General features: G+C 35.3%; 23 protein-coding genes and 1 tRNA gene. 15 read left to right on the top strand and 9 right to left on the bottom strand.

The features are described from left to right. The first annotated feature begins 35 nt into the window (after window positions 1-35). The 5 genes from ACKPCA_RS15905 to ACKPCA_RS15885 all read left to right on the top strand — a co-directional run bounded on the left by ACKPCA_RS15905 (window position 36) and on the right by ACKPCA_RS15885 (window position 6937). Window positions 36-1268, top strand: a complete 1233-nt coding sequence (locus tag ACKPCA_RS15905; protein ID WP_321279983.1) for a carcinine hydrolase/isopenicillin-N N-acyltransferase family protein — start codon at window positions 36-38, stop codon at window positions 1266-1268. A 184-nt stretch (window positions 1269-1452) separates the two neighbouring features. Further along, window positions 1453-4062, top strand: a complete 2610-nt coding sequence (locus ACKPCA_RS15900; protein ID WP_321279982.1) for a YfhO family protein — start codon at window positions 1453-1455, stop codon at window positions 4060-4062. Next, window positions 4055-5281, top strand: a complete 1227-nt coding sequence (locus ACKPCA_RS15895; RefSeq protein WP_321279981.1) for a CDP-glycerol glycerophosphotransferase family protein — start codon at window positions 4055-4057, stop codon at window positions 5279-5281. The genes ACKPCA_RS15900 and ACKPCA_RS15895 overlap by 8 nt, the downstream gene beginning before the upstream one ends. Beyond that, window positions 5282-6511 carry a CDP-glycerol glycerophosphotransferase family protein gene (locus ACKPCA_RS15890; protein ID WP_321279980.1) on the top strand — a complete coding sequence of 410 codons (1230 nt, stop codon included), beginning with the start codon at window positions 5282-5284 and terminating at the stop codon, window positions 6509-6511. A 36-nt stretch (window positions 6512-6547) separates the two neighbouring features. Then, window positions 6548-6937 carry an adenylyltransferase/cytidyltransferase family protein gene (locus ACKPCA_RS15885; RefSeq protein WP_268191305.1) on the top strand — a complete coding sequence of 130 codons (390 nt, stop codon included), beginning with the start codon at window positions 6548-6550 and terminating at the stop codon, window positions 6935-6937. Between the two features lie 66 nt (window positions 6938-7003). Here the strand turns inward: ACKPCA_RS15885 and ACKPCA_RS15880 are convergent, their stop codons facing one another. Beyond that, window positions 7004-8473, bottom strand: a complete 1470-nt coding sequence (locus ACKPCA_RS15880) for a lipopolysaccharide biosynthesis protein (RefSeq protein ID WP_321279979.1) — start codon at window positions 8471-8473, stop codon at window positions 7004-7006. A gap of 231 nt (window positions 8474-8704) precedes the next feature. On the opposite strand from ACKPCA_RS15880, the gene ACKPCA_RS15875 reads away from it, so the two are divergent. From ACKPCA_RS15875 to ACKPCA_RS15850, 6 genes are all read left to right on the top strand, one after another. Next, window positions 8705-9577, top strand: a complete 873-nt coding sequence (locus tag ACKPCA_RS15875) for a cell division protein FtsX (protein WP_321279978.1) — start codon at window positions 8705-8707, stop codon at window positions 9575-9577. A 101-nt stretch (window positions 9578-9678) separates the two neighbouring features. Next, on the top strand, window positions 9679-9924 hold the full coding sequence (locus ACKPCA_RS15870; protein ID WP_321279977.1) for a DUF3098 domain-containing protein: 246 nt from the start codon (window positions 9679-9681) through the stop codon (window positions 9922-9924). 55 nt (window positions 9925-9979) lie between these two features. Beyond that, window positions 9980-10768 (top strand): undecaprenyl-diphosphate phosphatase, encoded by a 789-nt coding sequence (locus tag ACKPCA_RS15865; protein WP_321279976.1) that lies wholly within the window; start codon window positions 9980-9982, stop codon window positions 10766-10768. Between the two features lie 25 nt (window positions 10769-10793). Beyond that, window positions 10794-11498 (top strand): tRNA pseudouridine(55) synthase TruB, encoded by a 705-nt coding sequence (gene truB, locus ACKPCA_RS15860; protein ID WP_321279975.1) that lies wholly within the window; start codon window positions 10794-10796, stop codon window positions 11496-11498. Window positions 11499-11580: 82 nt separating this feature from the next. After that, window positions 11581-12630: a tRNA preQ1(34) S-adenosylmethionine ribosyltransferase-isomerase QueA gene (gene queA / locus ACKPCA_RS15855; protein WP_321279974.1), complete on the top strand. Its 1050-nt coding sequence runs from the start codon at window positions 11581-11583 to the stop codon at window positions 12628-12630. A 129-nt stretch (window positions 12631-12759) separates the two neighbouring features. Continuing rightward, window positions 12760-12984, top strand: a complete 225-nt coding sequence (locus tag ACKPCA_RS15850; RefSeq protein WP_110362590.1) for a TM2 domain-containing protein — start codon at window positions 12760-12762, stop codon at window positions 12982-12984. A 44-nt stretch (window positions 12985-13028) separates the two neighbouring features. Here ACKPCA_RS15850 and ACKPCA_RS15845 read toward each other — a convergent pair whose 3' ends face one another. Then, window positions 13029-13460: a globin domain-containing protein gene (locus tag ACKPCA_RS15845; protein ID WP_321279973.1), complete on the bottom strand. Its 432-nt coding sequence runs from the start codon at window positions 13458-13460 to the stop codon at window positions 13029-13031. Window positions 13461-13699: 239 nt separating this feature from the next. On the opposite strand from ACKPCA_RS15845, the gene ACKPCA_RS15840 reads away from it, so the two are divergent. Further along, on the top strand, window positions 13700-14395 hold the full coding sequence (locus ACKPCA_RS15840) for a TapB family protein (protein ID WP_321279972.1): 696 nt from the start codon (window positions 13700-13702) through the stop codon (window positions 14393-14395). A gap of 66 nt (window positions 14396-14461) precedes the next feature. Here ACKPCA_RS15840 and ACKPCA_RS15835 read toward each other — a convergent pair whose 3' ends face one another. After that, window positions 14462-15406 (bottom strand): NAD(P)-dependent oxidoreductase, encoded by a 945-nt coding sequence (locus tag ACKPCA_RS15835; RefSeq protein ID WP_321279971.1) that lies wholly within the window; start codon window positions 15404-15406, stop codon window positions 14462-14464. 270 nt (window positions 15407-15676) lie between these two features. Here ACKPCA_RS15835 and ACKPCA_RS15830 point away from each other — a divergent pair, with 270 nt between their 5' ends. Further along, window positions 15677-16900: a hypothetical protein gene (locus ACKPCA_RS15830; protein ID WP_321279970.1), complete on the top strand. Its 1224-nt coding sequence runs from the start codon at window positions 15677-15679 to the stop codon at window positions 16898-16900. Window positions 16901-17263: 363 nt separating this feature from the next. Here the strand turns inward: ACKPCA_RS15830 and ACKPCA_RS15825 are convergent, their stop codons facing one another. Continuing rightward, the gene (locus ACKPCA_RS15825) at window positions 17264-17872 is read right to left on the bottom strand and encodes a phosphoadenosine phosphosulfate reductase domain-containing protein (RefSeq protein WP_054715227.1); all 609 of its coding nucleotides are present in this window, start codon (window positions 17870-17872) and stop codon (window positions 17264-17266) included. A 92-nt stretch (window positions 17873-17964) separates the two neighbouring features. Beyond that, the gene (locus tag ACKPCA_RS15820) at window positions 17965-19146 is read right to left on the bottom strand and encodes a winged helix-turn-helix domain-containing protein (protein WP_321279969.1); all 1182 of its coding nucleotides are present in this window, start codon (window positions 19144-19146) and stop codon (window positions 17965-17967) included. A gap of 230 nt (window positions 19147-19376) precedes the next feature. Here ACKPCA_RS15820 and ACKPCA_RS15815 point away from each other — a divergent pair, with 230 nt between their 5' ends. Further along, window positions 19377-20102, top strand: a complete 726-nt coding sequence (locus ACKPCA_RS15815) for a hypothetical protein (protein WP_321279968.1) — start codon at window positions 19377-19379, stop codon at window positions 20100-20102. A gap of 10 nt (window positions 20103-20112) precedes the next feature. After that, the gene (locus tag ACKPCA_RS15810) at window positions 20113-20340 is read left to right on the top strand and encodes a hypothetical protein (RefSeq protein WP_054715223.1); all 228 of its coding nucleotides are present in this window, start codon (window positions 20113-20115) and stop codon (window positions 20338-20340) included. 144 nt (window positions 20341-20484) lie between these two features. Here the strand turns inward: ACKPCA_RS15810 and ACKPCA_RS15805 are convergent. From ACKPCA_RS15805 to ACKPCA_RS15790, 4 genes are all read right to left on the bottom strand, one after another. Next, window positions 20485-20556: transfer RNA gene (locus ACKPCA_RS15805), tRNA-Arg, on the bottom strand. A gap of 67 nt (window positions 20557-20623) precedes the next feature. Beyond that, on the bottom strand, window positions 20624-21355 hold the full coding sequence (recO, locus tag ACKPCA_RS15800) for a DNA repair protein RecO (protein WP_054715220.1): 732 nt from the start codon (window positions 21353-21355) through the stop codon (window positions 20624-20626). 6 nt (window positions 21356-21361) lie between these two features. Beyond that, window positions 21362-23617, bottom strand: coding sequence for a type IX secretion system anionic LPS delivery protein PorZ (porZ, locus tag ACKPCA_RS15795; RefSeq protein ID WP_321279967.1), 2256 nt, complete (start codon window positions 23615-23617; stop codon window positions 21362-21364). Window positions 23618-23626: 9 nt separating this feature from the next. Continuing rightward, window positions 23627-24208 carry a non-canonical purine NTP diphosphatase gene (locus ACKPCA_RS15790; protein ID WP_321279966.1) on the bottom strand — a complete coding sequence of 194 codons (582 nt, stop codon included), beginning with the start codon at window positions 24206-24208 and terminating at the stop codon, window positions 23627-23629. Window positions 24209-24247: the final 39 nt, after the last annotated feature.

Below are 24247 nucleotides of genomic sequence, written 5' to 3'. Positions count from 1 at the left end.
TGATTGGAAAAGACAACTAAACCACTAACTAACAAATGAAACATTTAGTAAGCCTACTGCTACTTGCAGTGGTAAGCGTATGGCAATCGCATGCCTGCACAACTGCCGTAATTTCCGGCAAGTACACAAAAGATGGTCGACCAATCATTTGGAAACTTCGCGACACGGAAAGCTTTGAAAACAAGATGATGTATTTCACCGATGGCAAATATCCATACATCGGATTGATCAACTCCAACGACAAAAATGGGGAACAAGTTTGGGGAGGATCAAACTCAATGGGCTTTGCGATCATGAACTCTGCATCTTTTAATGTAAACATGAAGGACACCACTTCCTTGAAAGATCAGGAAGGACGTTTTATGAAGTTGGCCTTGCAACAGTGTGCAAACCTTGAAGAGTTTGAACAATTATTGAAGGACACTCCTAAACCAATGGGTTTAGCGGCTCACTTTGGGGTATTGGATGCCGATGGTAACGTTGCTTTCTACGAGGTAAACAACCATACATTTACCAAGTTCGACGCTAACGATCCGGCGCAGGCTCCAAATGGTTACATTTTAAGAACCAACTATTCATTTACAGGAAAGAAAGACATTGGATATGGTTTCATCCGTTTCCAAACCGCTCAGGATATCTTCTATCAAGCTGATGCTTGTGGTGACATGAGTGCAAAGACTGTAATCCAGAACTTCTCAAGATGTTTAAAACATCCCGTACTAAAAAGAGATTTTAGAAAAGAGTTTGAAACCATTCCATACGGTGAAAATTATGTGAATTCAGGTGATTTAATTACTCGTCATGGTTCTTCATCAATGATCATGATTGAAGGCGTGAAAGATGGGGAAGACAAAGACATGGCTACCATCTGGACTCAGGTTGGCTTCCCTAATACATCAATTGCATTACCTGTTTGGGTAAAAGGTGGTAAGAATTTGCCTAAAGTATTATTGGCTGATGGAAAAGAGAATTGTCCATTAAATGAGATGGCTATGGAACTTAAAAACCGCTGCTATCCTATTTCTCGTTCGGCTGGATACAAATACTTAAAAGTATCAGAATTGATTAATGCTGAAAAGACAGGTATTATTCAAAAACTTGAAAAAGCAGAAGAAGAACTTTTCAAAAACACAGAAGAGCATCAAAAGAAATGGCGTTCAGCTAAAATGAATAAAAAAGAGATTGAAGAATTCTACCATTGGCTGGATGATTACACTTACAAAACTTATAAGGGGATGCTTGATACCCAAAAGTATCAGAGTTTGTAAGGAAATAAACAATCGGAAAAACATTAAGTGAAGCACAGGGCAATATTGTTCTGTGCTTTTTGTATTTTAGAGCCTGAATTTTAAAATTACGAATGACCAATTATGAATTACGAATCAGGAATATTCAAAATTGGTTTGCCATAATGCTTAATTCGTAATTCGTAACTCGTAATTCGTAATTGAAATGAACTTTAAGTCGATATTTAAGTCCGCATTGCCTCACCTGGTATCAATCCTGGTATTTTTAATTGTAGCATTTATGTACTTCCAGCCAGTTTTGGAGGGAAAACAATACAAAAAGGGTGACTCAATCCACGCTTGGGGAGCTAAAAAAGAAATTATTGATTTTCGAGAAAAGACAGGCGAAGATGCCTTGTGGACCAACTCCATGTTTGGAGGAATGCCCTCTTACCAAATTAATGTGGATTATCAAGCAAAAGACATGTACACTTTTAAGCAGATGATGGAGCTTTATACTCCAGATCCTGTGAAGTATATCATTCTATACATGCTTGGTTTTTATATCCTTCTCATTAGTTTACGAGTTAATCCATGGCTCTCCATTGCGGGTTCCATCGCATATGCTTTTTCCACTTATTTTATCATTATCATTGGAGCAGGACATTTATGGAAGGTAAATGCATTGGCTTTCATCCCTCCAGCTCTTGGTGGAATTTTAATGGTTCTACGAGGGCGATATCTTTGGGGTGGAATTATTGCTACATTCTTCCTGATCATGGAATTGTATTCCAACCACATACAAATGACTTATTATTTCGTGTTAACGGTTGTTTGTATCCTGATCTATGAATTCTACCATCAACTTAAAGAAAAGAATCTGAAACATTTCTTTAAAGCCATTGGGGTACTTGCCATAGCTTCAATCATTGCTTTGGGCGTTAACTTTACGAACTTATATAGCTCATACGAATACAGTAAATCCACAATTCGAGGTAAATCGGAATTGAGCTTGGGTAACAAGGACAACCAAACCACTGGTGTTGATAAAGATTACGGAACCATGTGGAGTTACGGAATCCAGGAAACATTAAGCTTATTAATTCCTAATGCCAAAGGTGGCGGAGGATCTCCACAAGAAGGAATTCAGGTTTTGAACTATGTGAATGGTGGTCAGATTAAATCGGTTGCTGATTATTACAATATGGAACAGGTGAAAAACCACCATTACTGGGGGAATCAATTGTTTACAGTTGGACCTGTTTATGTAGGAGCATTTATCTTGTTTCTGTTTTTCTTAGGATTAATTATTGTGGCAGGTCGCCTAAAATGGGGATTGTTAACTGCTACCGTTTTGGCAATCATTCTATCCTGGGGACATAACTTCCCTGCCCTTACAAATCTGTTCTTCGATTACATACCACTTTATAATAAGTTTAGAGCAGTATCATCCATCCTAATTATAGTTGAGCTGTGTATTCCACTATTGGCTATTTTAGCACTTAAAAAACTAATAGATGAACCAGAGGTACTGAAGAAAAAAGTGAAGTTTGCTTCTCTGAATCTGAATGTATTGGTTCTGCCATTTGCATTAACAGGAGGTATTGCCCTGCTTCTTTATCTTATTCCAACTTTTGGTTTGGATTTCTTAAGCGATGTGGAACAAAACTATTTTACTCAAATAAGCGCTTCCAACCCCAATGCAGTTTCATTCATCTCTCAAATTCAGAATGATTTGGTCAATGCTCGCATCGACATGTTCAGAGCTGATGCTTTAAGAAGCTTCCTGTTCATTTTATTTGGTGCAGCTTTGGTTTGGGCATATTCTAAAGATTATCTGAAAGCAAAATTCTTTATTCCTGCGGTAATTATTTTGGTTTTAGCCGATTTGTATCCGGTAAACAAACGCTTTACTACCAATGATGCATTTGTAGAAAAGAAAGAACTGAACCTGGCATATATGCCCAACATGGCAGATTTTCAAATCCTGCAAAACGAGTTAAAAAACAATCCTGAATTAAGGGCAATTACCGATCAGGCAGTAAAAGATTACACCAGAAAGAACAGAAAAGCCAGCGATTACGAAAAAGTAGCAGCACAACTTTGGGCCGTTACCTACAACACCAATTACAGGGTGTTTGAACAAATCGGTGGTCCTTTCCAAAATGCACGTCCATCCTACTTTCACAAATCCATTGGAGGTTATCATGGTGCAAAATTGCGTCGTGTTCAGGAATTGTACGAATATCATATCGACAAAGGCAACTTGAAGGCTTTGGACATGTTGAATGCAAAATACATTATTAGCCAGGGAGAAAAAGGAGCTCAGGTAAGTATTAATCCTAATGCACTTGGAAATGCATGGTTCGTTGATTCTTACAAATTGGTTAAAGATGCCAATGAAGAAATCATGCTTTTAAATGAATTTGATCCGGCTAAAGAGGCAATTGTTGATCAGCGTTTCAAAGATCAATTGAATGGCTTAAATATTATTGCAGATTCAACTGCCAACATTCAAATGACAGAATATTCGCCAAATCAGATTAGCTACCAATATCAGGCAAAAACCGAACAACTGGCTGTTTTCTCTGAAGTTTATTATCAACCTGGTTGGAATGCTTATATCGATGGAAAACCAGCAAAACACTTTAGAGCAAACTATGTTCTTCGTGCCATGAAATTACCAGTAGGAAACCACAAAGTTGAATTCAAATTTGAACCTAAGGGATACTTTGTGGGTGAGAAAATCTCATTGACCAGTATGATTCTTTTCTTTGTGGTAGCAATTGGAGCAATTGTGTTTGGCATTAAAAACCTGGAAAAGGAAAATGAGTAGCGGATACACTAAAACACAACAATTTGTAAACTTTATGCAGAAAATTGTTTTTCTGCATATCGTACTGTTTTTTCTACGTTGGTTCTATTTCTTTATAGAAAAATTAGTACCTAAGAACAAGAGAATTGCACTTTTCTTTTTGACTGAAAAAAACTATTTCGACAACTCGAAATACCTGTTTGAATACATGAGGGTGAAGAACGATTTCAACAGCATTTTGTTCACGCCACACAAAGCAATATACAAGCAGTTACAAGAGAAATTTCCGGGCGAAGTAGTCTACGCCTGGTCTTTTAAAGGTTTTATACTGTTTTTACGAAGCAAACATGTAATTATTTCCTATGGAATTAGTGCTGCTGCTTTTGCTCCATATTACCTGCATACAAAGTGTAAAAACATCATCTATCTGGGACATGGAACTCCAATGAAAAAGATGGGTTTACAAACTGCCGTATGGAGAAAATATGGAAAGCAAAAGCAACTTCAGGGCTATTCCTACATGGTGGGGAGTTCGCCTTTAGAGCAAATCATACATGCTGCCGGATTTAATATGGACATGAATGATGTTTGGGTAACAGGATTGCCGCGAAACGATTACCTGACTGATCCGGAACATTTAAATACTGATTTGCTTCTTAAAAATCCATTTTTGGATCGGAAAATTATACTTTACGCTCCAACCTGGCGCGAGGAAGGACACAAAACTCACTTCTTCCCTTTCGAAGATTTTGATGCCGATCAACTTTCAAAGTTCCTGGAAGAAGAAGATGCATACATTCTGATTCGTGGCCATAAAGAGGATATCAAACGCAAATCCGTTCAAAAAACACATGATTTCTTTTCAATCGAAAGAGTGATAAAAGCCGATCAGGATAGATTTCCTGATGTATATGATTTACTTCCTTACGTGGACATTCTGGTTACCGATTATTCATCACTTTGGATCGATTATCTGTTGCTTGATCGACCAATTGTTTTTCTTCCTTACGATTTGGAAGAATACAGTCAATACAAAGGGTTTTTCATCAATTTTGATGAGAATAGCCCTGGTGCAAAATCTGAAAGTCAAAAAGAGTTTACTACTCACTTGAAACGTTATTTCGATCAACCAATGACACATGCCAAGTGGCGCAAAAAAATTCGCGACATGTACCACACTTATCAGGACAATGGCAGTTGCGAAAGAGTTTACAACGAAATTCGAAAATTGAATCAATAAATGAACCTAAATAAACATTCCAAACCTGTCATATTCTTCACCACTCTTTTGGGGTGGATTTTTCTTGTTCCTTTAAGTTATCTGATTCCCAAAAAGAAAAATCTGATGGTTTTAATGGGCGCCAAAGATGGATTCTTTAATGACAATGTAAAATTCTTCTTTCTCTATTTGGCCGAGGAAAAACCAGATCAGGAATTCTATTTGCTAACTGCAAACAGGGATGTTTTCAACGAATTGAATCAGAAATACGACAATATTCTTTACTATCCTTCATGCAAAGCCTATTGGATTATGCTGAGAAGTAAAGTGTTTGTTGTAGATAATTTTTCGTGGATGGACAATTGTCGTTTTCAGTTGTTTTGGAGAGCAAAAATTGTACAAATATGGCATGGCATTGGGTTCAAGAAAATTCAGCGCAACAACAAGTTTTTCATTCAGGAAACCAGTTCATTGTACCGCAGATTCATTCTTAACTTTGTGGGTAAATTGCCAAAATATCAGGCGGTAATCTCCACAGGTGAATTTTTCACTCGTGAATTTTTTAAACCCGCTTTTTTAACTGATCATTTTATTGATACGGGTTATCCTAGAAACGACATCATTGTAAATCCAGAAAAGTATAAAAATGCACTTTTAAACACAGATGTAGAAACCATCAGTAAAGTAGCGGAAATGCGAAAAAATGGAATCAAATCGGTTTTATATGCTCCAACATTTCGCGATACGGGTGGCGATGGGATTTCCGATGGAATTCTTGATTTAAAATCGTTAAATGAGTTCGCTTTGCAAAACGATTTGGTATTTGTGTTTAAACTGCATCCACTGCCACAATACCAAACCATCAGCGATGATTTTGAAAGAATTCTATGGTACGATAATGTAAAGGATGTTTATCCTTTCCTTCCGGAAACGGATGCCATGATTAGCGATTATTCTTCCATTTACATGGATTATATCTTGTTGAATCGACCTATTTTCTTCTTGCTTTACGATCGTGAAAAGTATGAAACCAAAGATCGGGAACTTCATTCTTTCTTCAACGACTTTATTGTTGGACCAATTTCTACCAACCAACAAAAACTTCAGGAAGATTTGATAGAGAATTTGAGCAACAAAGATAGCTTTACAGGCAAACGAGAAGAAATTATTCAAAAATCATATGATAACATTGATGATAAAGCTTCTGAGAGAATTTTTAATTTCATTCAAGAACACTATCTTCGCCAGTAAACAATGAACAGCCAACAAAAGACAAACAACATTCATATGAAACGCGTAATCACTTTTGGTACTTTTGATTTATTTCACATCGGACATTTAAGAATTTTAGAACGTGCCAGAGCACAGGGTGATTACTTAATTGTTGGGATCTCTACTGATGCTTTAAACTTCTCTAAGAAGCAAAAGAATCCTATTTACACCGAGAAAGATCGAATGAGAATCATCGAATCTTTAAAGGTTGTTGATGAAGTGTTCTACGAGGAATCTTTGGAGCTAAAAGGCGAGTATATTAAGAAATACAATGCCGATGTTTTGGTAATGGGTAACGATTGGGAAGGAAGATTTGATGAATTCAAATCGCTTTGCGAAGTCGTTTACCTGGAGCGTACTCCATCCATCTCAACCACTGAGATTATTGAAATCATTAAAGAATAAAGATTTTCAGGACATATTAAAGGAAAAATTCCTAGCTCATTTATCCCTGATTATATCAGGGATAAGCTAAATTCCGATTGCTTTTTTCACAAACTGGTTAAAATCTTTCGATATGCCGAAAGCAAAGGATAAGAGCAAATAAACTCCTCCAACTATTGCTGACCTGATGGCAATATCGAATACAAACCAATCCATTTTTGGTAATAAAGTTCCTACGTAATAAGCTGCGGCGGCAACCAGCATTACCATAAAATATCGGTAATTAAAGGGTTGAAATTTATACTTCTTTAGTAAAAACAGATATTTGGATAAGTTAAAGAAGAAAGTTGCTGTTACTGATGCAACGGCAGCTCCAGTAATTCCCCAAATCGGTATCATGATTAGATTGGTAATAATTACCAGAAAACCATATACAGTCATGAATACAGCTTGCATTTTATAGTATGGCGATGATTGAATAATTACACCACTCACTCCTGATGCCATCTGTATTACATGCCCGATACCAATGAAAAAGATAACGTACTTCCCATCAATAAATCTATTCGTTACAATTTCAATTACGTTATCAATATTGATCCAAATACCTACAAACAAAAGGCAACCCACCATAAATTGATGCAATCCGCTTTGAGAGTAAATCTGAGCAATTGTTTTCAAATCTTTCTTTTTCCATGCCTCAGCAATAACCGTACTTGCTATTTTCTTTAGACTTCGGGCAGGCATTGAAACCAAAACACCAAAATTTGCCATTGTAGCATAAATTCCATTAGCACCCAAACCTACATAACTCACAATCATCACCTTGTCAATATGGTTTGCCAATTTATCGCTCAAGCCATTTAAAATCCCATAAAGAGAAACACTTATCATGGATTTCTTAAGTGTTGGACGAACAAACTTTAAGTCTGATTTAAATGAAATTTTTCCTCTAAACCAAAGCAGTAAAAATAGTAATACGGTTGGCAAACAATAGGCAATTACATACAACAGAACAAATTCTGAAAAATCCAATAAACTTATTGAGAACAGCAGAATAATTGTAAGATTCAATACTTTAAATACGATATCTCTGAAAAAAGTACCTGAAACTGCATCGTATAAAACCCGATTATAAGCATCAAATAAATTGAAGAAAATGGTAAAAAATACTAACGGAATTAGATATACCAAATAATCCAGATATAATGGAGATTCATCCTTGTAAGCATCAATAGCAAAGGGATGCAGAATGAAATAACTGATTAAAGCCAAGGCAAATCCTGCCATCCCTACCCAAAACAAAATAAACAAGTATCCATTATGGTTCCGGTTTTCATTTCGGAAATAAGGAAACAATCGTGCAGTAACATTATTAAATCCTAAGGAAGAAAACTGTGCAACAATGGCAGCCATCGGTCCTATCCAATTGATCAATCCAATCTGATCGGCTTCTAAAAATCTAGGAAAAAGAATCCCTGTATTTATAAATCCTAAAATCGCTCCGATATACGAAACGAAACTTCCCTTAATGGTTTGTTGTCGAATAATTCCCAATGTATAATTGTCTATTTGGTAGTGATACAATCACAAATTTAACAAAAAAGACTTTGCGAATGAGTGAATGTGTCATTTTGTGAAAATGTATCTCGCAATACTCAATTGTTAAAAACCATTTCTCGGGCTTGAAACTTGTAACTTGTAACATGAAGCTTTTCATCAAAAAATTGTATTTTCGCAAGTGACCAATTAATGATTGATTCTAATCGGTTTAAAACAAGCTAACATATGGCACAAAAAGAAAAAGGCTCAAAGCGCCGCTTGCGCTCCTCTTATATCACTTCTGTTATCAGTATTTCTCTGGTTCTTTTCATGTTGGGACTAACAGGTTTGCTCATTTTAAATGCAAATCAGCTTTCTAACTATGTGAAAGAGAATATTGGTGTTTCCATCATTCTAAAAGACAACGCGAAAGAAGTGGATATAAGACGTTTACAGAAAAACCTAGATGCCACTGAATTTGTAAAAGCAACCGAATTTGTTGACAAAGAAACTGCAGCAAAAGAGCTACAGGAAGAGTTGGGTGAAGATTTTATTTCTTTTTTGGGCTACAATCCTCTTCAGGCTACAATTGACGTAAAACTATATGCCGAGTATGCCAATCCTGATAGCATAGCCGTTATCGAAAAAGATTTTACCAGATACTCGCAAGTGCAAGAGGTTTACTATCAAAAATCATTGGTTCATTTGGTAAACGAGAATGTAAAACGAATCAGTTTAATCCTTTTGGGCTTTAGCGCCATTTTATTTATCATTTCGTTTACACTGATCAACAATACCATACGATTATCAATCTATTCTCAGCGTTTGATTATAAATACCATGCAATTGGTTGGTGCCACTAGAGGTTTTATTCGTAAACCATTTATAAGCAAAGGACTTCTTCACGGATTTTTAGGTGCTTTAATTGCAAATGCAATGCTGTCTGGTGTTATTTATCTATCGCAACAAGAACTTAGACAAGTAATTACTTTTAACAATACCGAGCTGGTAGGAGTTTTATTTTTATTGATTATTCTAACAGGTTTATTCATTACTTGGATTTCCACTTTATTTGCGGTGAATAAATATTTACGATTGGAATCAAGATCATTGTACTAAAGATTAGGAGTTAACAAAACTTAAGACATTTAAATGCTGAATCAGTAAAATTTATTGTAAATTTGGCATTGATTTCCGAACACGGATAAATTTTTGAACACATGAACAAACAAAATAACAAACCAGGCTTCGCTCTTGGCAAAGAAAATTACAAACTTCTTTTGATTGGTTTTGGAATTATCATTATTGGATTTTTGCTTATGATGGGTGGCGGATCTGATGATCCTAATGTATTCGACGAAAGCATTTTTAGTTTTAGACGAATTACACTTGCTCCATTGGTTGTATTGTTCGGATTTGCTTTCGAAATTTATGCCATCATGAAGAAACCAAAAGAAGACAAATAACACATTACCTATCTGATTCCGAATTAACTATCGGAAAAACACACTACTTAATTTTATGAATTGGATTGAAGCCTTAATCCTTGGATTACTCCAGGGACTTACTGAATTTTTACCAGTTAGTAGCAGTGGCCATCTTGAACTTGGAAAAGCTCTTTTGGGCGTTGACGCTGAAAATAATCTTGCATTTACTGTAATTGTTCATGGCGCAACAGTACTCAGTACCATCATTGTATTTAGAAAAGATATCATTTCACTGCTTAAGGATGTTTTTCATTTCAAATGGAATGAATCTACCCAATATCTTTTTAAAATAGCAGTATCAATGATTCCAATTGGAATTGTTGGTGTTTTCTTTAAAGATGAAGTATCAGCACTTTTCGATAACAACGGCATTTTGCTTTTGGTAGGTTGCATGTTATTGGTAACCGCAACTTTGCTGGGATTTACCTACTATGCCAAACAAAAAGACAAAGAAATATCTTTCAAAGATGCCTTAATCATTGGGTTGGCTCAAACTTTTGCCATTTTACCTGGTATTTCACGTTCAGGAGCTACTATCGCAACAGGATTATTGCTTGGAAATAAAAAAGCAGATATTGCAAAATTTTCCTTTCTAATGGTATTGGTTCCTATTATTGGTGAAAATATTCTGAGTCTGGCAAGTGGCGAATTTACTTCTCATGGCAACATTGAAGTCACACCTTTAATCGTTGGTTTCTTTGCAGCTTTTATCTCTGGACTACTTGCTTGCAGCTGGATGATTAAGCTGGTTAAGAAAGGAAAACTAATCTATTTTGCCATTTATTGCCTGATTATCGGAGTAATTGCTATTTTTGCAGCCTAATTGTAAAAATGGCAAATCACTTCTAATGATTCAATTCGAAACTGATAATGACTTTCAACAAGGGGCTTTTATTCTGCTGAATAAGCCATACAAATGGACTTCGTTTGATTTGGTGAACAAGGTAAAGTTCAAAGTCAAACACAAGCTTCGTGTGAAAAAAATTAAGGTTGGTCATGCAGGAACATTGGATCCTTTGGCTACAGGATTGATGATTGTTTGTGTTGGAAAATACACCAAAAAGATTGATACTTATCAATCGCAAGTGAAAGAATACATTGCTACTTTGCAATTGGGAGCAACCACTCCTTCCTTCGATTTGGAAACAGAAATCGATCAGGAATATCCAACAGAACACATTACTCGTGAACTGATAGATGAAACATTAAAGGGTTTTATTGGAAGTATTGAACAACGTCCGCCAGATTATTCGGCTGTAAAAGTAAACGGAAAACGCGCTTACGAATACGCCAGAAAAGGTCAGGAGGTTGAAATCAAGAAGAAAACTTTAGTGATTGATGAAATCGAAGTTCTTGAATTTGAAAAAAATGTTCTAAAGATTAGGGTGGTTTGTAGTAAAGGAACCTATATCAGAGCTTTAGCACGCGACATTGGTCAAGCTTTAAACAGTGGTGCTCACTTAACAGCTCTGCAACGCACTCAAATCGGCGATTTCAAAATCGACGATGCTATTGAAATTGAAGATTTTATAAAATTCTTAGAAAATTTATAACTATCTTGCAACTTTTTCGTAAAAAGGAAAGCTTCGCTTTTTGCAGTAACAAAAAAATATATTTTAAAAGTCAGTCAGCCTTATGAAGTTATCTAAGTTTAAGTATAAATTACCTACAGAACTTATTGCTTTACATCCAGCCTATAACAGAGATGAATCTCGTTTAATGGTACTTCACAAAGATACAGGTAAAATTGAGCACAAAATCTTTAAAGATTTAATCGATTATTTCGAAGATGAAGATGTTATGGTGTTCAACAATACCAAAGTATTTCCTGCTCGTTTGTATGGTAACAAAGAGAAAACAGGTGCCGAAATTGAAGTATTTTTGTTACGCGAATTAAATCGCGAACAAAGACTTTGGGATGTTTTGGTTGATCCAGCTCGTAAAATCAGAATTGGTAATAAATTGTACTTTGGTGATGACGATTTGTTGGTTGCCGAAGTTATTGACAATACAACCTCAAGAGGTAGAACACTTCGTTTCTTATACGATGGACCATACGATGAATTCAAGAAAACTCTTTTTGGATTAGGAGAAACTCCACTTCCAAAATTCATCGATCGTTCGGTTGAACCTGAGGATGCTGATCGTTACCAAACCATTTTTGCAAAACACGAAGGTGCAGTTGCTGCTCCAACAGCAGGTATGCACTTTAGCCGTGAGTTAATGAAGCGTTTGGAAATTAAAGGTATCGATTTTGCTGAGGTAACACTACATGTTGGTTTGGGTAATTTCCGTACTGTTGACGTAGAAGATTTGACCAAACACAAAATGGATTCTGAGCAAATCTTTATCGAAGAAGAAGCGGTTGAGAAAGTAAACTCGGCTAAAAAGAAAAAGAAAAATGTTTGTGCAGTTGGTACAACTGTAATGAGAACTCTTGAAAGTTCGGTATCAACTATGGGAACTTTGAAACCATATGAAGGATGGACCAATAAGTTTATCTTCCCTCCATATGAATTCCATGTACCAAACAGAATGATTACCAACTTCCACTTGCCACTTTCTACTTTAATGATGATGGTTTGTGCATTTGGAGGTTACGAAAATGTCATGGCTGCTTACCAAGAGGCAATTAAAGAAAAATACAGATTTGGAACTTATGGAGATGCAATGTTGATCTTATAAGAAAAATCTAATATATAATTTTAAAAAGCTGGTGATTCATTAATCATCAGCTTTTTTTATGTAGCATTAGCATTGGATGTGATAATTTTTGCTATTTTGTATATTCGTTTAACAAATTAAAATTTAACTATGGAAGTTGTTGTAGAAAGAAGCGACAAGAATTTTGTTGCAATGATACTATTGTGTCTTTTCTTAGGAAACCTAGGAGTTCACCGTTTTTATGCTGGTAAAATTGGAACCGGAGTATTAATGCTATTAACCTTAGGTGGATTAGGAATCTGGACTCTAATTGATTTAATAATCATTGCCGTAGGAAGCTTTAAAGACAAAGAAGGACGCTACATTAAGAACTAAATAGTAAATAACTAAAAAGAGATCTGAAAAACAGATCTCTTTTTTTATTCCTCGGTATTTACCATCCAAGTTGAAAACACATTCAGATAATCCCAATAAGACATTAAAAGTTCATCTGAAAGTCCAAGTTCCGGTAATAATTTCTGATAGCATTCAAGCCAGATTTTCCTTCCTTCAGTCGTAATTTTAAATGGTTTGTGACGACGCACCAACATAGGCTCTCCTCGATTCTGATTGAAGTATTGTGGTCCACCTAAAATTTGAATGAAAAAATCTGATGAGCGTAACTTGGCTGCTTCAAACTCTTTGTCATCAGGAGGAAACAGAGCGCCTATTTCACTTTCGCGCAAAAGATTGTAATGATCGTCTACTAATTTTCTGATTCCTTCTTCTCCCAGAATCGTTAATATTTCTCTATCAGGTCTGGTTACCTGTGGACGTTCACCAAATTGATATTCCTTTATTTCCAGTTTCATATTATTACTTGATTTAAACTTAAAAGTATCAAAGATTTTCTAAATCGCTACTTCTTTATTAAAAAAAAGACCAATCACTCTTAAATTTCAAGAATCCTGATAAAATTTATTTTTCTCACCCGTCATAATTTGATAAATTAGATAGTCAATTAAAAGATCCTATACACTCTATTGGTTGCCACTCGACAACTTGTACATTTTTACTTTAAACCACGGCATTTGTCCACAATTCAACTATCATGAAAAAGATATTTTATCTGATTCTTATTCTATGCTTGAGCATTGATATTATACTTGCCCAAGAATGTACCATTTACATTCCCAACACGGTTGGAACCGAGTTGCACTATGAAATGTCTAATCTGAAAGGAAAAGTAATAGGCTCGTATTCCCAAAAACTACTATCGATTAAAAATAAAGGTGGTGAAACCATTTACTCCATGTTACAAACTACAATGGATGAAAATTCAAAAGACAAAGTAATTTTATCAGACACCATTACATTCCGTTGTAAAGGCAATGAATTTTACATTGATATGGATCAGTACCTGAATCAAAAACAAATGGAAGCTTTCCAGAATATGGAAGTTAAAGTTACCACGGATGATTTGATGTATCCACCAGATTTAAAGCCTGGACAATCATTAAAAGATGGTTCAATTACCATTTCGATTGAAGGTGGAGTAATGAACATGAATATGACCACCAATATTGTAAATCGAAAGGTTGAGTCTTTAGAAAATATAGATACACCAGCAGGTAATTTTAAGTGCTACAAACTTTCCGAGGAAGTTCAAAGCAAAACTGGCTTTGTGAATGTTACCATCCGTAATGTAATGTGGATTTCGAAAGATATTGGGACCATTCGAAGTGAATCCTACAACAAGAAAGGAAAGTTAACAGGAATTACACAGTTGGTGAAGATTATAAAGTAAAAAGTTCAAAGTATAAAGGAGAAAGTATTACTACATCTTACTTCCTCCTTTTTACTTTATACTTAGTTAGTTCATTATATTTCTTGGTTTGCCTTGTAACCACAATTTTATATTTTCCATTACGATATCAATTCGTTTTTCGAATGATTCGTTGGTTGCATAGGCAATGTGCGGAAGCATAATTAGGTTTGGTGCAGTAAACAAAACATGTTCTTTATCCAATGGTGGTTCTTTTTCGTATACATCAACAGCTGCTCCTGCAATTTCTGATTCTTCCAAAGCCCAACACAAGGCATCGCTATTCACCACAGGGCCACGAGCTGTATTAATTAGAATTGCGTTTGCTTTCATTAATTGGAATTCTTCCTTGCCCATTAATCCTTTTGTTTCCTGTTTTAATGGCACGTGCAAAGAAACAATATCCGACTTCTTCAACAAAGTCTCCTTATCGACGAATTTAAGGCCCTCTACGCTCTTTTCGCTTCGGCTATAAGCAAGAACCTTACAATTGAAAACTTTTGCAATTTCGGCCACTCTAAGGCCTATTTCACCAGCTCCAATTATTCCCAAAGTTTTTCCATTAAGCTCCGTTCCTAAAAATCCAGCTCTATCACCACCAAAACGAGTCATGGCATCGCCACCAACAATCTTACGGTATACCGATAAAATCATACCAATGGTAAGTTCGGCAACGGATTCATTAGAAAACCCGGCAGCATTGGAAACCAGAATATTTCGATCATTACATGCCTGCATATCGATATGATCTACGCCAGTAAAAGCTACTGAAATCATAGAAAGATTTGGACAGGCATCGATAAAGTTTCTTGTGATTGGAATATTACTGACAACAATTGCATCGGCTCCCTCTGCTCTTTTGATTAGCTCTTGTTCGTCCTCATTTCGATCTCCAAAGAACACCAACTCATGTCCCAATTCTTCGAATTCTTTTTTAAGCTGACCATATTTGCAGGCGGTCATTCCTATTGGTTCAAGTATTGTGAATTTCATATTTTGACAGTAATCAGTAAGCAGTGATCAGTAAAATTCAAAATTATTTGGCTAATCTGAACTGACATCCACCTACAGTTTGATAAAATTTTAAAAATTAAACTGCTAAAGTAAAGATTTCATTTTTCAGAATCAACGAATTAAGGGCTGATATCCTGCCATAGCTGTGCAAAAAATGCATTCAGCAGGCAATTATTGGTTTTGAACGATTTAAATTTCATGCTTCGGATATTTTTCTCAATTTGTATCAGTAAATGAACAAATTACCAGATGATTGACCACACAAAAGCATACAACAAGTTTCTAAATCAATTCATAAACAAATGGCTAAATTGCATGGAAGAATTCCCTGCCAATAAGCCAAAGTTCTCTTTTATTGAGAAATACATTTGGGAATTAAAGTGTGAACGATTTCTCAGCTTTGTAAAATCGAACAGCGAAAAAGAGAACCTCGAAAATGAATTGCTTTTTAAAAAGTGCAAATCCTTCTTTAAAGAGGAGTTATCGTACTCCAATGATCAATTACAACTGATTTTTTCGGATGATATGATTCATGCCACTAAAGATTTTATCCGAAAAGCCCTTCAATTTGACCCAAACTTAGGCAATGAGGAACTTTTTCAAGCACTAAGAAACCAGTGGATTGTTTTTGGTCTTCAATCCTTGTTTGGACATCCCGTTCAAACTACTTCATCAACATTGGCCTATAGTCTTCTTTATCCGTATACCGATAATTTTATCGATTCCAGAAGAATCTCCCATCAAGATAAAATTGAATTTTCGGAACGTTTTGATCTGCGATTAAAAGGCGAAGAAGTAATTGCAAAAAGCGAAGCGGAAGAAAAAATCTATCAATTGGTTGGAATGATAGAGGACGATTATGATCGAAGCAATTACCCCAAAGTGTACGAAAGTTTACTGGATATTCATCATGCCCAAACCAGAAGCATTGCATTGACTAAAAAAACACTCATGAGTGATATTGAATGTTTCGAAATTGCGGTAAGCAAAGGTGCAACATCAGTTATTGCCGATGGATATTTAATTGCAGGAGAATTGAGCTATGATCAGCTTCATTTTCTTTACGAATATGGTGCATATTTACAGATATTAGACGATTTACAAGATGCCAGAGATGATTTGTATGAAGGAGTTTTTACCTGTTTCTCTAAAAACCTGCATTCACAATATCTCGATAGAATGTTGTGTAAAACCTACCATCTGGGAAAAGAAGTTTTGGCAACAGTAAAGAAAGTTTATCCAAACGAAATTGCATTCCAGGGATTGATTAAACGTAGTTTTGGATTGTTATTCGCTTCCTCAGTAATTGCAAACCCAAAAGATTTTAGTCCAGAATTTAAAGACTTATGCGAACGCCACTCCCCTTTTCGTTTTTCATTTGCAGATAAACACAAAGCCGAACTGAGTAATTTCTCGGTACTATTCGAAAAGAAGTTGGTAGAGTTTAAGAAAGAAGGTTTTTATGCAGTTTAAAGATTTCGATTGGCTTAATTCATAGCTAGGATTGATAAATCATGCTTCGGATTGGCTTTTTTATTGGTAGGATCGATATATTGGATGGTAGAATTGATTCCGCAAGCTCAAAATTGACAAATCTTATGGTAGAATTGGCAAATTAATCGGTAAAATCGATAGTTTACCTCTTCGAATGGTCTCTACTAGGTTAGATTCGTTTCCGCGAATGGTTTTATGACTCCGCATTTGGTTTTATGCCCCCGCAAATAGTATTAAGCCTTTTCTTACGGTTTTAGGCACTAAAAAACGCCTCCATCCATACAAAAGGAAGAAGGCGTTTAAATATTTTGTATTAAGCTTTAAATAAGCCTATTTAAATCACTAGGCATGTAGACCACATTCTCTGTTTCCTAGAACTTTTGTTGGATCAAAATATTTGGTTTCAATTCCCAAATTGTTCTCAGCAAGATATTTGTCCATTTCTTCATCGCTCCAGTTGTAAAACGGGCTTACTTTAAGCATTCCGTCAGCCGATAGAGAAAGAATATCAATTGAATCGCGGAAAGCTGTTTGACCTTTTCTCAAGTTTGTGAACCAAACATCTGGCTTGTGCTCCTCCATAGCTCTGCGGAAAGGCTCCAATTTTACCTGTTCGGTAAATTCTTTGTGCTTAGGATCGTTGATATCAGGAATACCCATAACCACATCGCGATGTGCGGCTGTTTGCTTAGGCACATACAATTTAACATTTAGGTTCAATTGCTTAATGGTTTCTTCAGCATGACGATAGGTATTAGAAGTATTGTATCCTGAATCACACCAAATTACAGGAATATCCTTTTTCACCTCTGCACAGGCATGCAAAATAACGGCTTCGTAAGGTCTAAAGTTTGTGGTAACCACAGCCTTTTTACCATATGCAATTGCCCATTCAATAATCTCTTTTGGAGATTTTCCTCTTAATTCCTCATTAAGTGCTTTAATATCCATATCTATACTATTAATCGTTTATTTTCTGAATTATAGGGACGAAATTATAAAAAAATCTGCTTTTAATTGTTAAAACAAGGATATTACTCCTTTTAAAACTTATCCATTGCAACATGAAATGAATCAGGTGTTGTTCTGTGAACTTTCAGAGAATTGCAATCATTAAAGTCCATAAAGGCTTTCAATTCTTTTGATAAGGCTTCGGAAAAAGCATCTGTTTTCTTCAGATTGGTTTCTAATACCAAATGATTGACATGCAATACTGATGTCTTTCTATCAGCCTTACAGTCCATTCTGGCCACCAATTTTCCATCCCAAAGAATTGGCAAGGAAAAATAACCAAATTTTCGCTTGGCCTCAGGCAGGTAACATTCAATCTGGTAATCGAAATCGAATAAGGTTTGCATGCGCTTTCGTTGAATTAACAAATTATCGAATGGTGAAAGAATTTTTAATTTGCTACGAGATAAAGGCTTATTCAACAATTCGAGAACATTGGGCAGAGCATAATAATTCATCTCTCCTACTTTTATTTGCAGTAACTCTCCGCTTATGTGCATTTCTTTCAAGTATTTTTCCACTAAAGATTTGGTATTTTTCAACAGGTATACCATTTCCGATGCCAAGCCCAAGCCATTTGCCTCCAGGTAACGAACAATCAGGACACGAATGTATTCCTCTTCCGTTGGCATGGAAACATCAATATCATTTGGAATCACCCTTTCGGTAAGGTCATATACTTTATGGAAATTGTTTCTGCAAGGAATCATTAAATCTCCCTGCATAAATAAGTTTTCCAAAGCTCTTTTTGCAGGTTTACTCGACCAATCTCTTCTTTTTTTGTCGGTATTCTCAAAATCTTTTGCCATTAAAGGCCCTTCTTCCTCAATTCGCTTCATAATGGCTTTCATCAATTTCTCATCTCTTTCGTACCAGTGATTTTGAGCTCCACTTGCTATTGCATGCTTTCGTACTAAACTAAAACGAAAATCGCGCATGGGTAGATATGCCGCTGCATGCGACCAATATTCAAATACCTTTTTATCAGCAAGCAACTGGTCGAGATGTGAAGCTTGATATTTAGGATTTCGAGCCCATAAAGTATGATGATGTGCACGTTGAATGACCGAAATGGTATCAATTTGGATATAGCCCAAATGCTCGATTACATCAAGCGTATTTTGAATTGCTCTTACCTTTGTATTTACAGGTGGCAACTTTTGAGACAACAATACCAATTTTCTTGCTTGGCTTTTAGAGAGATATTCCATCATTACATTATGGGTATGCTTGTTATATTTTCTTGTGAAATGTAATAATATTTTACCGTTTACAGAAGATCCGTTAATGCCCTGCCAAAGCAACACCGCAATTATCAATCCTCACATTCCATTATTTAAGAAGATTCCGTGACCTAACTAATTATCGTGACATTTAAAAATTTGCACAAAACTCTCACTTTAATTAAATTAGATGTACCGCACAACAAAATTAACCATAAGTTATGAAAGCAATTTGGTTGTTTACACAAAACACAATTCATCAATTAAAAAATCTAGGTTCTTTTTTGATTTCTAGCTATCTAATTACTTTCATAATTCTAATAGCTATTACAATGATTGGAAACCATTTCAACATTCCTTTATCTAAATTTACACGTGATCCAATACATATACTTAATGGCCACCCTTTAACAGGAATAATCTCAAATATTGGCATCTTATTTTGGTGTTCCACAGTCGCTATCTGTTTCTTTAGCTCAGCAGTTTGTTGGATGAATAAGAAAGTCTTAAATCCAAAATTTCTATTCTATTCGGGATTAATTACATTAATGCTACTCTTAGATGATCTGTTTATGTTTCATGAAATCATCTACCCAAAATATTTCCATATTCCTGAAATAATAGTATACCTCATATATCTAACGCTCATTGCAAGCTACCTGTTAAAATTCAGAAAAGATATTTTAGATACTGAATATGTCTTACTTCTATTGGCTTTAAGTTTTTTTGCCCTATCCATATTAATGGATGTTTTTATTACCGAAAATGAATTGGTTTTTCTTTTTGAGGACGGATTTAAATTATTCGGTATTGTAAGTTGGTTTTTGTTCTTTGTAAGGACTTGTTTTAATCAATTCCTTGAGATACTAAAAAGCAAACATGATCTTAAGCTTAATCAGATATATGGTATTAAGGAAGAACTCACAGAAGTAGAGATTGAAAACTAATTTCTTGAATATGTCAGAAAGTAAGAAAAGGTATAAAAACAAGCCAAGAAAATGCATTTTCTGCGGTTCAACACGCATAGCAACCTATGTGTATGGATATCCTTCTTCCAGTATTTTAAAAGATGTTGAGGCAGGTAAAATAGCTATTGGAGGGTGTTGCTTAGGAGAAGATAACCCCAGATGGAGATGTTCGGGTTGTGGACACCAATTTTACCTTAAAGCCCCGTGGGAAGAATAAAACTCCAAGAAATATATTGAGGTTGATAAATTATCGAACACCAAAATTAAATACTTTACTTGAGATTTCATCCAGTAATCTAGATGATTTCGGAAGGTTAAAACAAAAAACAAGCTGACAAAATTGTCAGCCTGTTCGGTTAGGTAGCCCCACCAGGACTCGAACCTGGATCTATTGTTTAGGAAACAACTATTCTATCCCTTGAACTATGGGGCCATATAAGTCATGCAAATGTATTTAATCAGCATGGAAGATCAAAACAGAGCATAAAAAAATTTAAGAATTAGTCGTCATTAAAAAGCTCTTCAATCACTGAAAGAGATTTAAGAGAAGAGAATCCTTGGCTCTGAAGCGCATAAAAATTCAAAATCCCTCTAAGAAGTATTTTTGACGTATAGTTACTAATTTTTAATTCATTAAGCTTATCAATTGAAGTATTAAACAAATCAAACAACACTTTACTTTCTTCTTGTTTTAAACAATGAGCATGCGAATTGTATACTGATACAAATCTTCCATTGTCCATATCGAAACAAGTATCATCTTCAGACCAGTTCGTTTGTGGGTAGAAACCCAAAAAGCGCGTAAGTTTGGTTAAGAAATAAAGGTGAAATAATTCAACCGATTCATCAGACAAATCGAGGTAACGGATACTATTATACAGGAAAACAAACAGTTCCTGATTGGCTTCTTCCTCGCGTAACACTTTCGAAAGGACTTCGGTTAAGAAAAGAGCAACAGAACTTTTGTGCACATCAAAAATCAAGCTATTTAAGGTTTCTGCAAGTCGTGCTTCTTTTAATGATTGGATATTTTTACCCTCGCGGTGATACACCTCCATATCCAAAAGGAAAAATGGCCGAAACAAATTACTTTTACTTTTCGATTTTTTTGAGCGACCACCTTTTACCATATAGCTTTGGCGACCAAACTTTTCGGTATAAATGTGTACAATCAGACTAGTTTCTCCATACTGAACACGATTCAACACTATGCCTTTGGTTTGATACAGCATATTGGTTTAGTTGATGAATAACAGCTTAATGACCTTAGATTTTGATCCATCAGCATTGGAACAGAATATCAGATACACTCCTGTATGCACCCTTGATCCACTAAAGTTTTTACCATCCCAAATAAATTGGCCTCCCTCCGATTTGCCTTCCCAAACCAAATTCCCGCTTACATTGGTAATTTTAACGGTCGAATTGCTCATTAATCCACTCACAGTGATATCTCCTCTGTAAGTCTCTCTAACTGGATTTGGGTACACATATAAATCGTTGTAATTCTCTGTTCCTTCGGTAACCTTTCCCCTGTATGATACCATACCTTTATCGGTAACAAAGAAAACCTCACCTGTTTCAGGATTTACCGATATTTTTTGGATATTATTTGAAGGTAGAGGACTATTCAAAGTATTAAAATGAGTCAACTGCTTATCTCCATTTTCTGAGACCAAAAAAGCCCCGGAATTTTCTGTTCCTAGCCATTTCTGATTTGCTCCATTTACTTCAACACATTGAACTTTTTCGGTTGAAAGCAAATATTGAGTAGAGCCATCAATAGTAATAATAGGTCGATAAGCATAAAAATCTCCTGCTCTAAATAAGGTGCTCGGATCAGAATAAACTGCTATTCCACTCGAAGTTCCAACCCAAACACTACCCTGTTTATCCTCCTTGATATCGTAAATTTGTGAACTAATGCTGGAATTATTTTCATCTCGTACAGAGAAGCTACTGCTAACGTCGTCATCATTATTAGCAATTGTTCCATTTACATTAAAGGCAAATAATGAACTTCCAATACCCCTTAACACCCATTTATCACCATTTTGCAATGCTATAATTTTTCGTAAATCGGTTCGATTATCCAAACTACTATAGGATAATGAAACCCAATCATTCTCATAGGTTAAGGCTTTAACTCCATGATTAGAGTTTGCATCTAAAATCCAAAGTGTTCCATCCTTTTCAGTATCCATAGAAACGATTCCTGAATTATTTATAGGAGAGTTTGACGAGTTATAATAACGACTTAATTCCAAATTTTCGAATTCAAATATACCATCGCCCCAGCTCCCTGCATAAACTCTTGACTCATTTCTCTTGTTACCTGTTATGCAAGTGATATCATTTTTGCCATTAAACTCTGCAACATTGTTTTCTGTAAAATTTTGCCATTTCGAATCTACAAAATCATATAACTCTGCTGGTATATTCTCATTGGAAATACCAGAACTGGCCCAAGTGTGTTTTCCAACAGAATAAACTGATGATATCATTGATCTTAATGGTCCATCAGGCTTAATCTGAATAAATTCGCTTCCTTTTTGTTCCAAAAGAGATTGCTCATAATCGGCAATAAAAACTCGATCATTTGTTAATAAAACATTTCTGAAATTACTTGTTTCAGAACTGGAAATATTCCTAATTTCAACCCCCAATTTACTAAACTCTTTTATCTCCTCATTTAAAACTACATATAAACTATTACCAGAAGATAAAATTGAATAAATAGAGTCTACATTTGAATAAAATTCTATCCAATTATCATTGCTGTATTGATATATTTTACTACCTGATCCAATTGCATTTCGTAGCACAAACACTTTGCCATCAAAAACACTAAGATCAACACAAGCCCTTGTATTATTTGCAATATTGGTAATTCGAGACCAGTTGTTAAAATCAGCTAGGTTGCTTGAATTTAAATTGGCTTTAAAAATTCCATTTTCTGTTGCTGCCCAAATACTCGTTTCGTCGGTAATTATATCATTTACTTGAATCTGGGATCCATTATCTCCAATCAAGTAGGTGTCTGAAATTTCTTGCTTGCTTATATTGAGAGCAATAATTCCAAAACTTGCTCCCAAATAAGCAATACCATTTCTTACATGTATGGACCTAATTTGTTTATCAGCAAAGCCAGCAAAATTCTTAATGTCATCAATATTTATAAGCTTGTTATATCTTAATAAATCAACATTTCCATTTTTATAAGCCACAATAAGAGTCTCATGATCTTCGGACCAGGCCATTGATGACACATCTGAATCAGATAAAGTATTTGTTTTACTAAATGACTTTATTTCATTATCAATTAATGAATAAGAGAACAGACCTGATTCCGTAAGACAGTAAATATAATCAGAAGACGCTACCAATTGTTTGGCTTTACGATAAGGCAAATGCTCACTCCATCCTACAAAATTTTGGGCTTGAATGAAGCTAAAGTAAAAAGTCAAAACAAAAAGGATAGCAATCTTTCTCATAGCAACTTATTAATTTTTGTAATCTAATAAAAATTGAACCAGTTTCTGAACAGCCAACCCTCTATGACTAATTTTATTCTTCTCACTCATTTCCATTTCAGCAAAGGATACCTCATATCCTTTAGGTTCAAATATTGGATCATAGCCAAATCCATCCTTTCCTCTCTCCGATTCAAGAATATTACCATCGACAATTCCTTCAAACTGGTACTCTTTATTATCTAAGAACAATGAAATCACCGTTCTAAATCTTGCCGATCTATCTTCGACTCCTTCCAGTTTAGCCAACACCTTTTTCATATTGGCTTTGGCATCCTTGTCTTCTCCAGCATAACGAGCAGAATAAACACCTGGCTCATTATTAAGTGATTTTACTTCCAAACCTGTATCATCGGCAAAACAATTCACATTGTATTTTTTGTATATGTATTCTGCTTTTTGAGTTGCATTCTCTTCCAAAGTTTCATAATCTTCCGGAATTTCATCATTACAACTGATATCCTTCAAACTCAGCAATTCAACTTTTTCTCCAAGTAAATGCTGTAACTCATTTAATTTGTTAATATTATTGGTTGCAAAAACTAATTTCATCTTTCTTTATCATTTATATCAAACAAAAAACAACGGCTA

Source organism: Marinifilum fragile (assembly GCF_963677365.1).
Taxonomy (GTDB): Bacteria; Bacteroidota; Bacteroidia; order Bacteroidales; family Marinifilaceae; genus Marinifilum; species Marinifilum fragile.
Note: the sequence above shows the minus strand (reverse complement) of the source record. Positions and strands in the feature narration are given on the sequence as shown.

What these genes read in the sequence shown, in the direction of transcription:
- ACKPCA_RS15870 (WP_321279977.1), top strand. Translation starts at nt 9,679, where the DNA reads ATGAACAAACAAAATAACAAACCAGGCTTCGCTCTTGGCAAAGAAAAT.
- ACKPCA_RS15840 (WP_321279972.1), top strand. Translation starts at nt 13,700, where the DNA reads ATGAAAAAGATATTTTATCTGATTCTTATTCTATGCTTGAGCATTGAT.
- ACKPCA_RS15830 (WP_321279970.1), top strand. Translation starts at nt 15,677, where the DNA reads ATGATTGACCACACAAAAGCATACAACAAGTTTCTAAATCAATTCATA.
- ACKPCA_RS15885 (WP_268191305.1), top strand. Translation starts at nt 6,548, where the DNA reads ATGAAACGCGTAATCACTTTTGGTACTTTTGATTTATTTCACATCGGA.
- truB (WP_321279975.1), top strand. Translation starts at nt 10,794, where the DNA reads ATGATTCAATTCGAAACTGATAATGACTTTCAACAAGGGGCTTTTATT.
- ACKPCA_RS15815 (WP_321279968.1), top strand. Translation starts at nt 19,377, where the DNA reads ATGAAAGCAATTTGGTTGTTTACACAAAACACAATTCATCAATTAAAA.
- ACKPCA_RS15825 (WP_054715227.1), bottom strand. Translation starts at nt 17,872, where the DNA reads ATGGATATTAAAGCACTTAATGAGGAATTAAGAGGAAAATCTCCAAAA.
- ACKPCA_RS15810 (WP_054715223.1), top strand. Translation starts at nt 20,113, where the DNA reads ATGTCAGAAAGTAAGAAAAGGTATAAAAACAAGCCAAGAAAATGCATT.
- queA (WP_321279974.1), top strand. Translation starts at nt 11,581, where the DNA reads ATGAAGTTATCTAAGTTTAAGTATAAATTACCTACAGAACTTATTGCT.
- ACKPCA_RS15895 (WP_321279981.1), top strand. Translation starts at nt 4,055, where the DNA reads ATGAGTAGCGGATACACTAAAACACAACAATTTGTAAACTTTATGCAG.
- ACKPCA_RS15905 (WP_321279983.1), top strand. Translation starts at nt 36, where the DNA reads ATGAAACATTTAGTAAGCCTACTGCTACTTGCAGTGGTAAGCGTATGG.
- recO (WP_054715220.1), bottom strand. Translation starts at nt 21,355, where the DNA reads ATGCTGTATCAAACCAAAGGCATAGTGTTGAATCGTGTTCAGTATGGA.
- porZ (WP_321279967.1), bottom strand. Translation starts at nt 23,617, where the DNA reads ATGAGAAAGATTGCTATCCTTTTTGTTTTGACTTTTTACTTTAGCTTC.
- ACKPCA_RS15790 (WP_321279966.1), bottom strand. Translation starts at nt 24,208, where the DNA reads ATGAAATTAGTTTTTGCAACCAATAATATTAACAAATTAAATGAGTTA.
- ACKPCA_RS15865 (WP_321279976.1), top strand. Translation starts at nt 9,980, where the DNA reads ATGAATTGGATTGAAGCCTTAATCCTTGGATTACTCCAGGGACTTACT.
- ACKPCA_RS15835 (WP_321279971.1), bottom strand. Translation starts at nt 15,406, where the DNA reads ATGAAATTCACAATACTTGAACCAATAGGAATGACCGCCTGCAAATAT.
- ACKPCA_RS15875 (WP_321279978.1), top strand. Translation starts at nt 8,705, where the DNA reads ATGGCACAAAAAGAAAAAGGCTCAAAGCGCCGCTTGCGCTCCTCTTAT.
- ACKPCA_RS15900 (WP_321279982.1), top strand. Translation starts at nt 1,453, where the DNA reads ATGAACTTTAAGTCGATATTTAAGTCCGCATTGCCTCACCTGGTATCA.
- ACKPCA_RS15820 (WP_321279969.1), bottom strand. Translation starts at nt 19,146, where the DNA reads ATGATGGAATATCTCTCTAAAAGCCAAGCAAGAAAATTGGTATTGTTG.
- ACKPCA_RS15845 (WP_321279973.1), bottom strand. Translation starts at nt 13,460, where the DNA reads ATGAAACTGGAAATAAAGGAATATCAATTTGGTGAACGTCCACAGGTA.
- ACKPCA_RS15850 (WP_110362590.1), top strand. Translation starts at nt 12,760, where the DNA reads ATGGAAGTTGTTGTAGAAAGAAGCGACAAGAATTTTGTTGCAATGATA.
- ACKPCA_RS15890 (WP_321279980.1), top strand. Translation starts at nt 5,282, where the DNA reads ATGAACCTAAATAAACATTCCAAACCTGTCATATTCTTCACCACTCTT.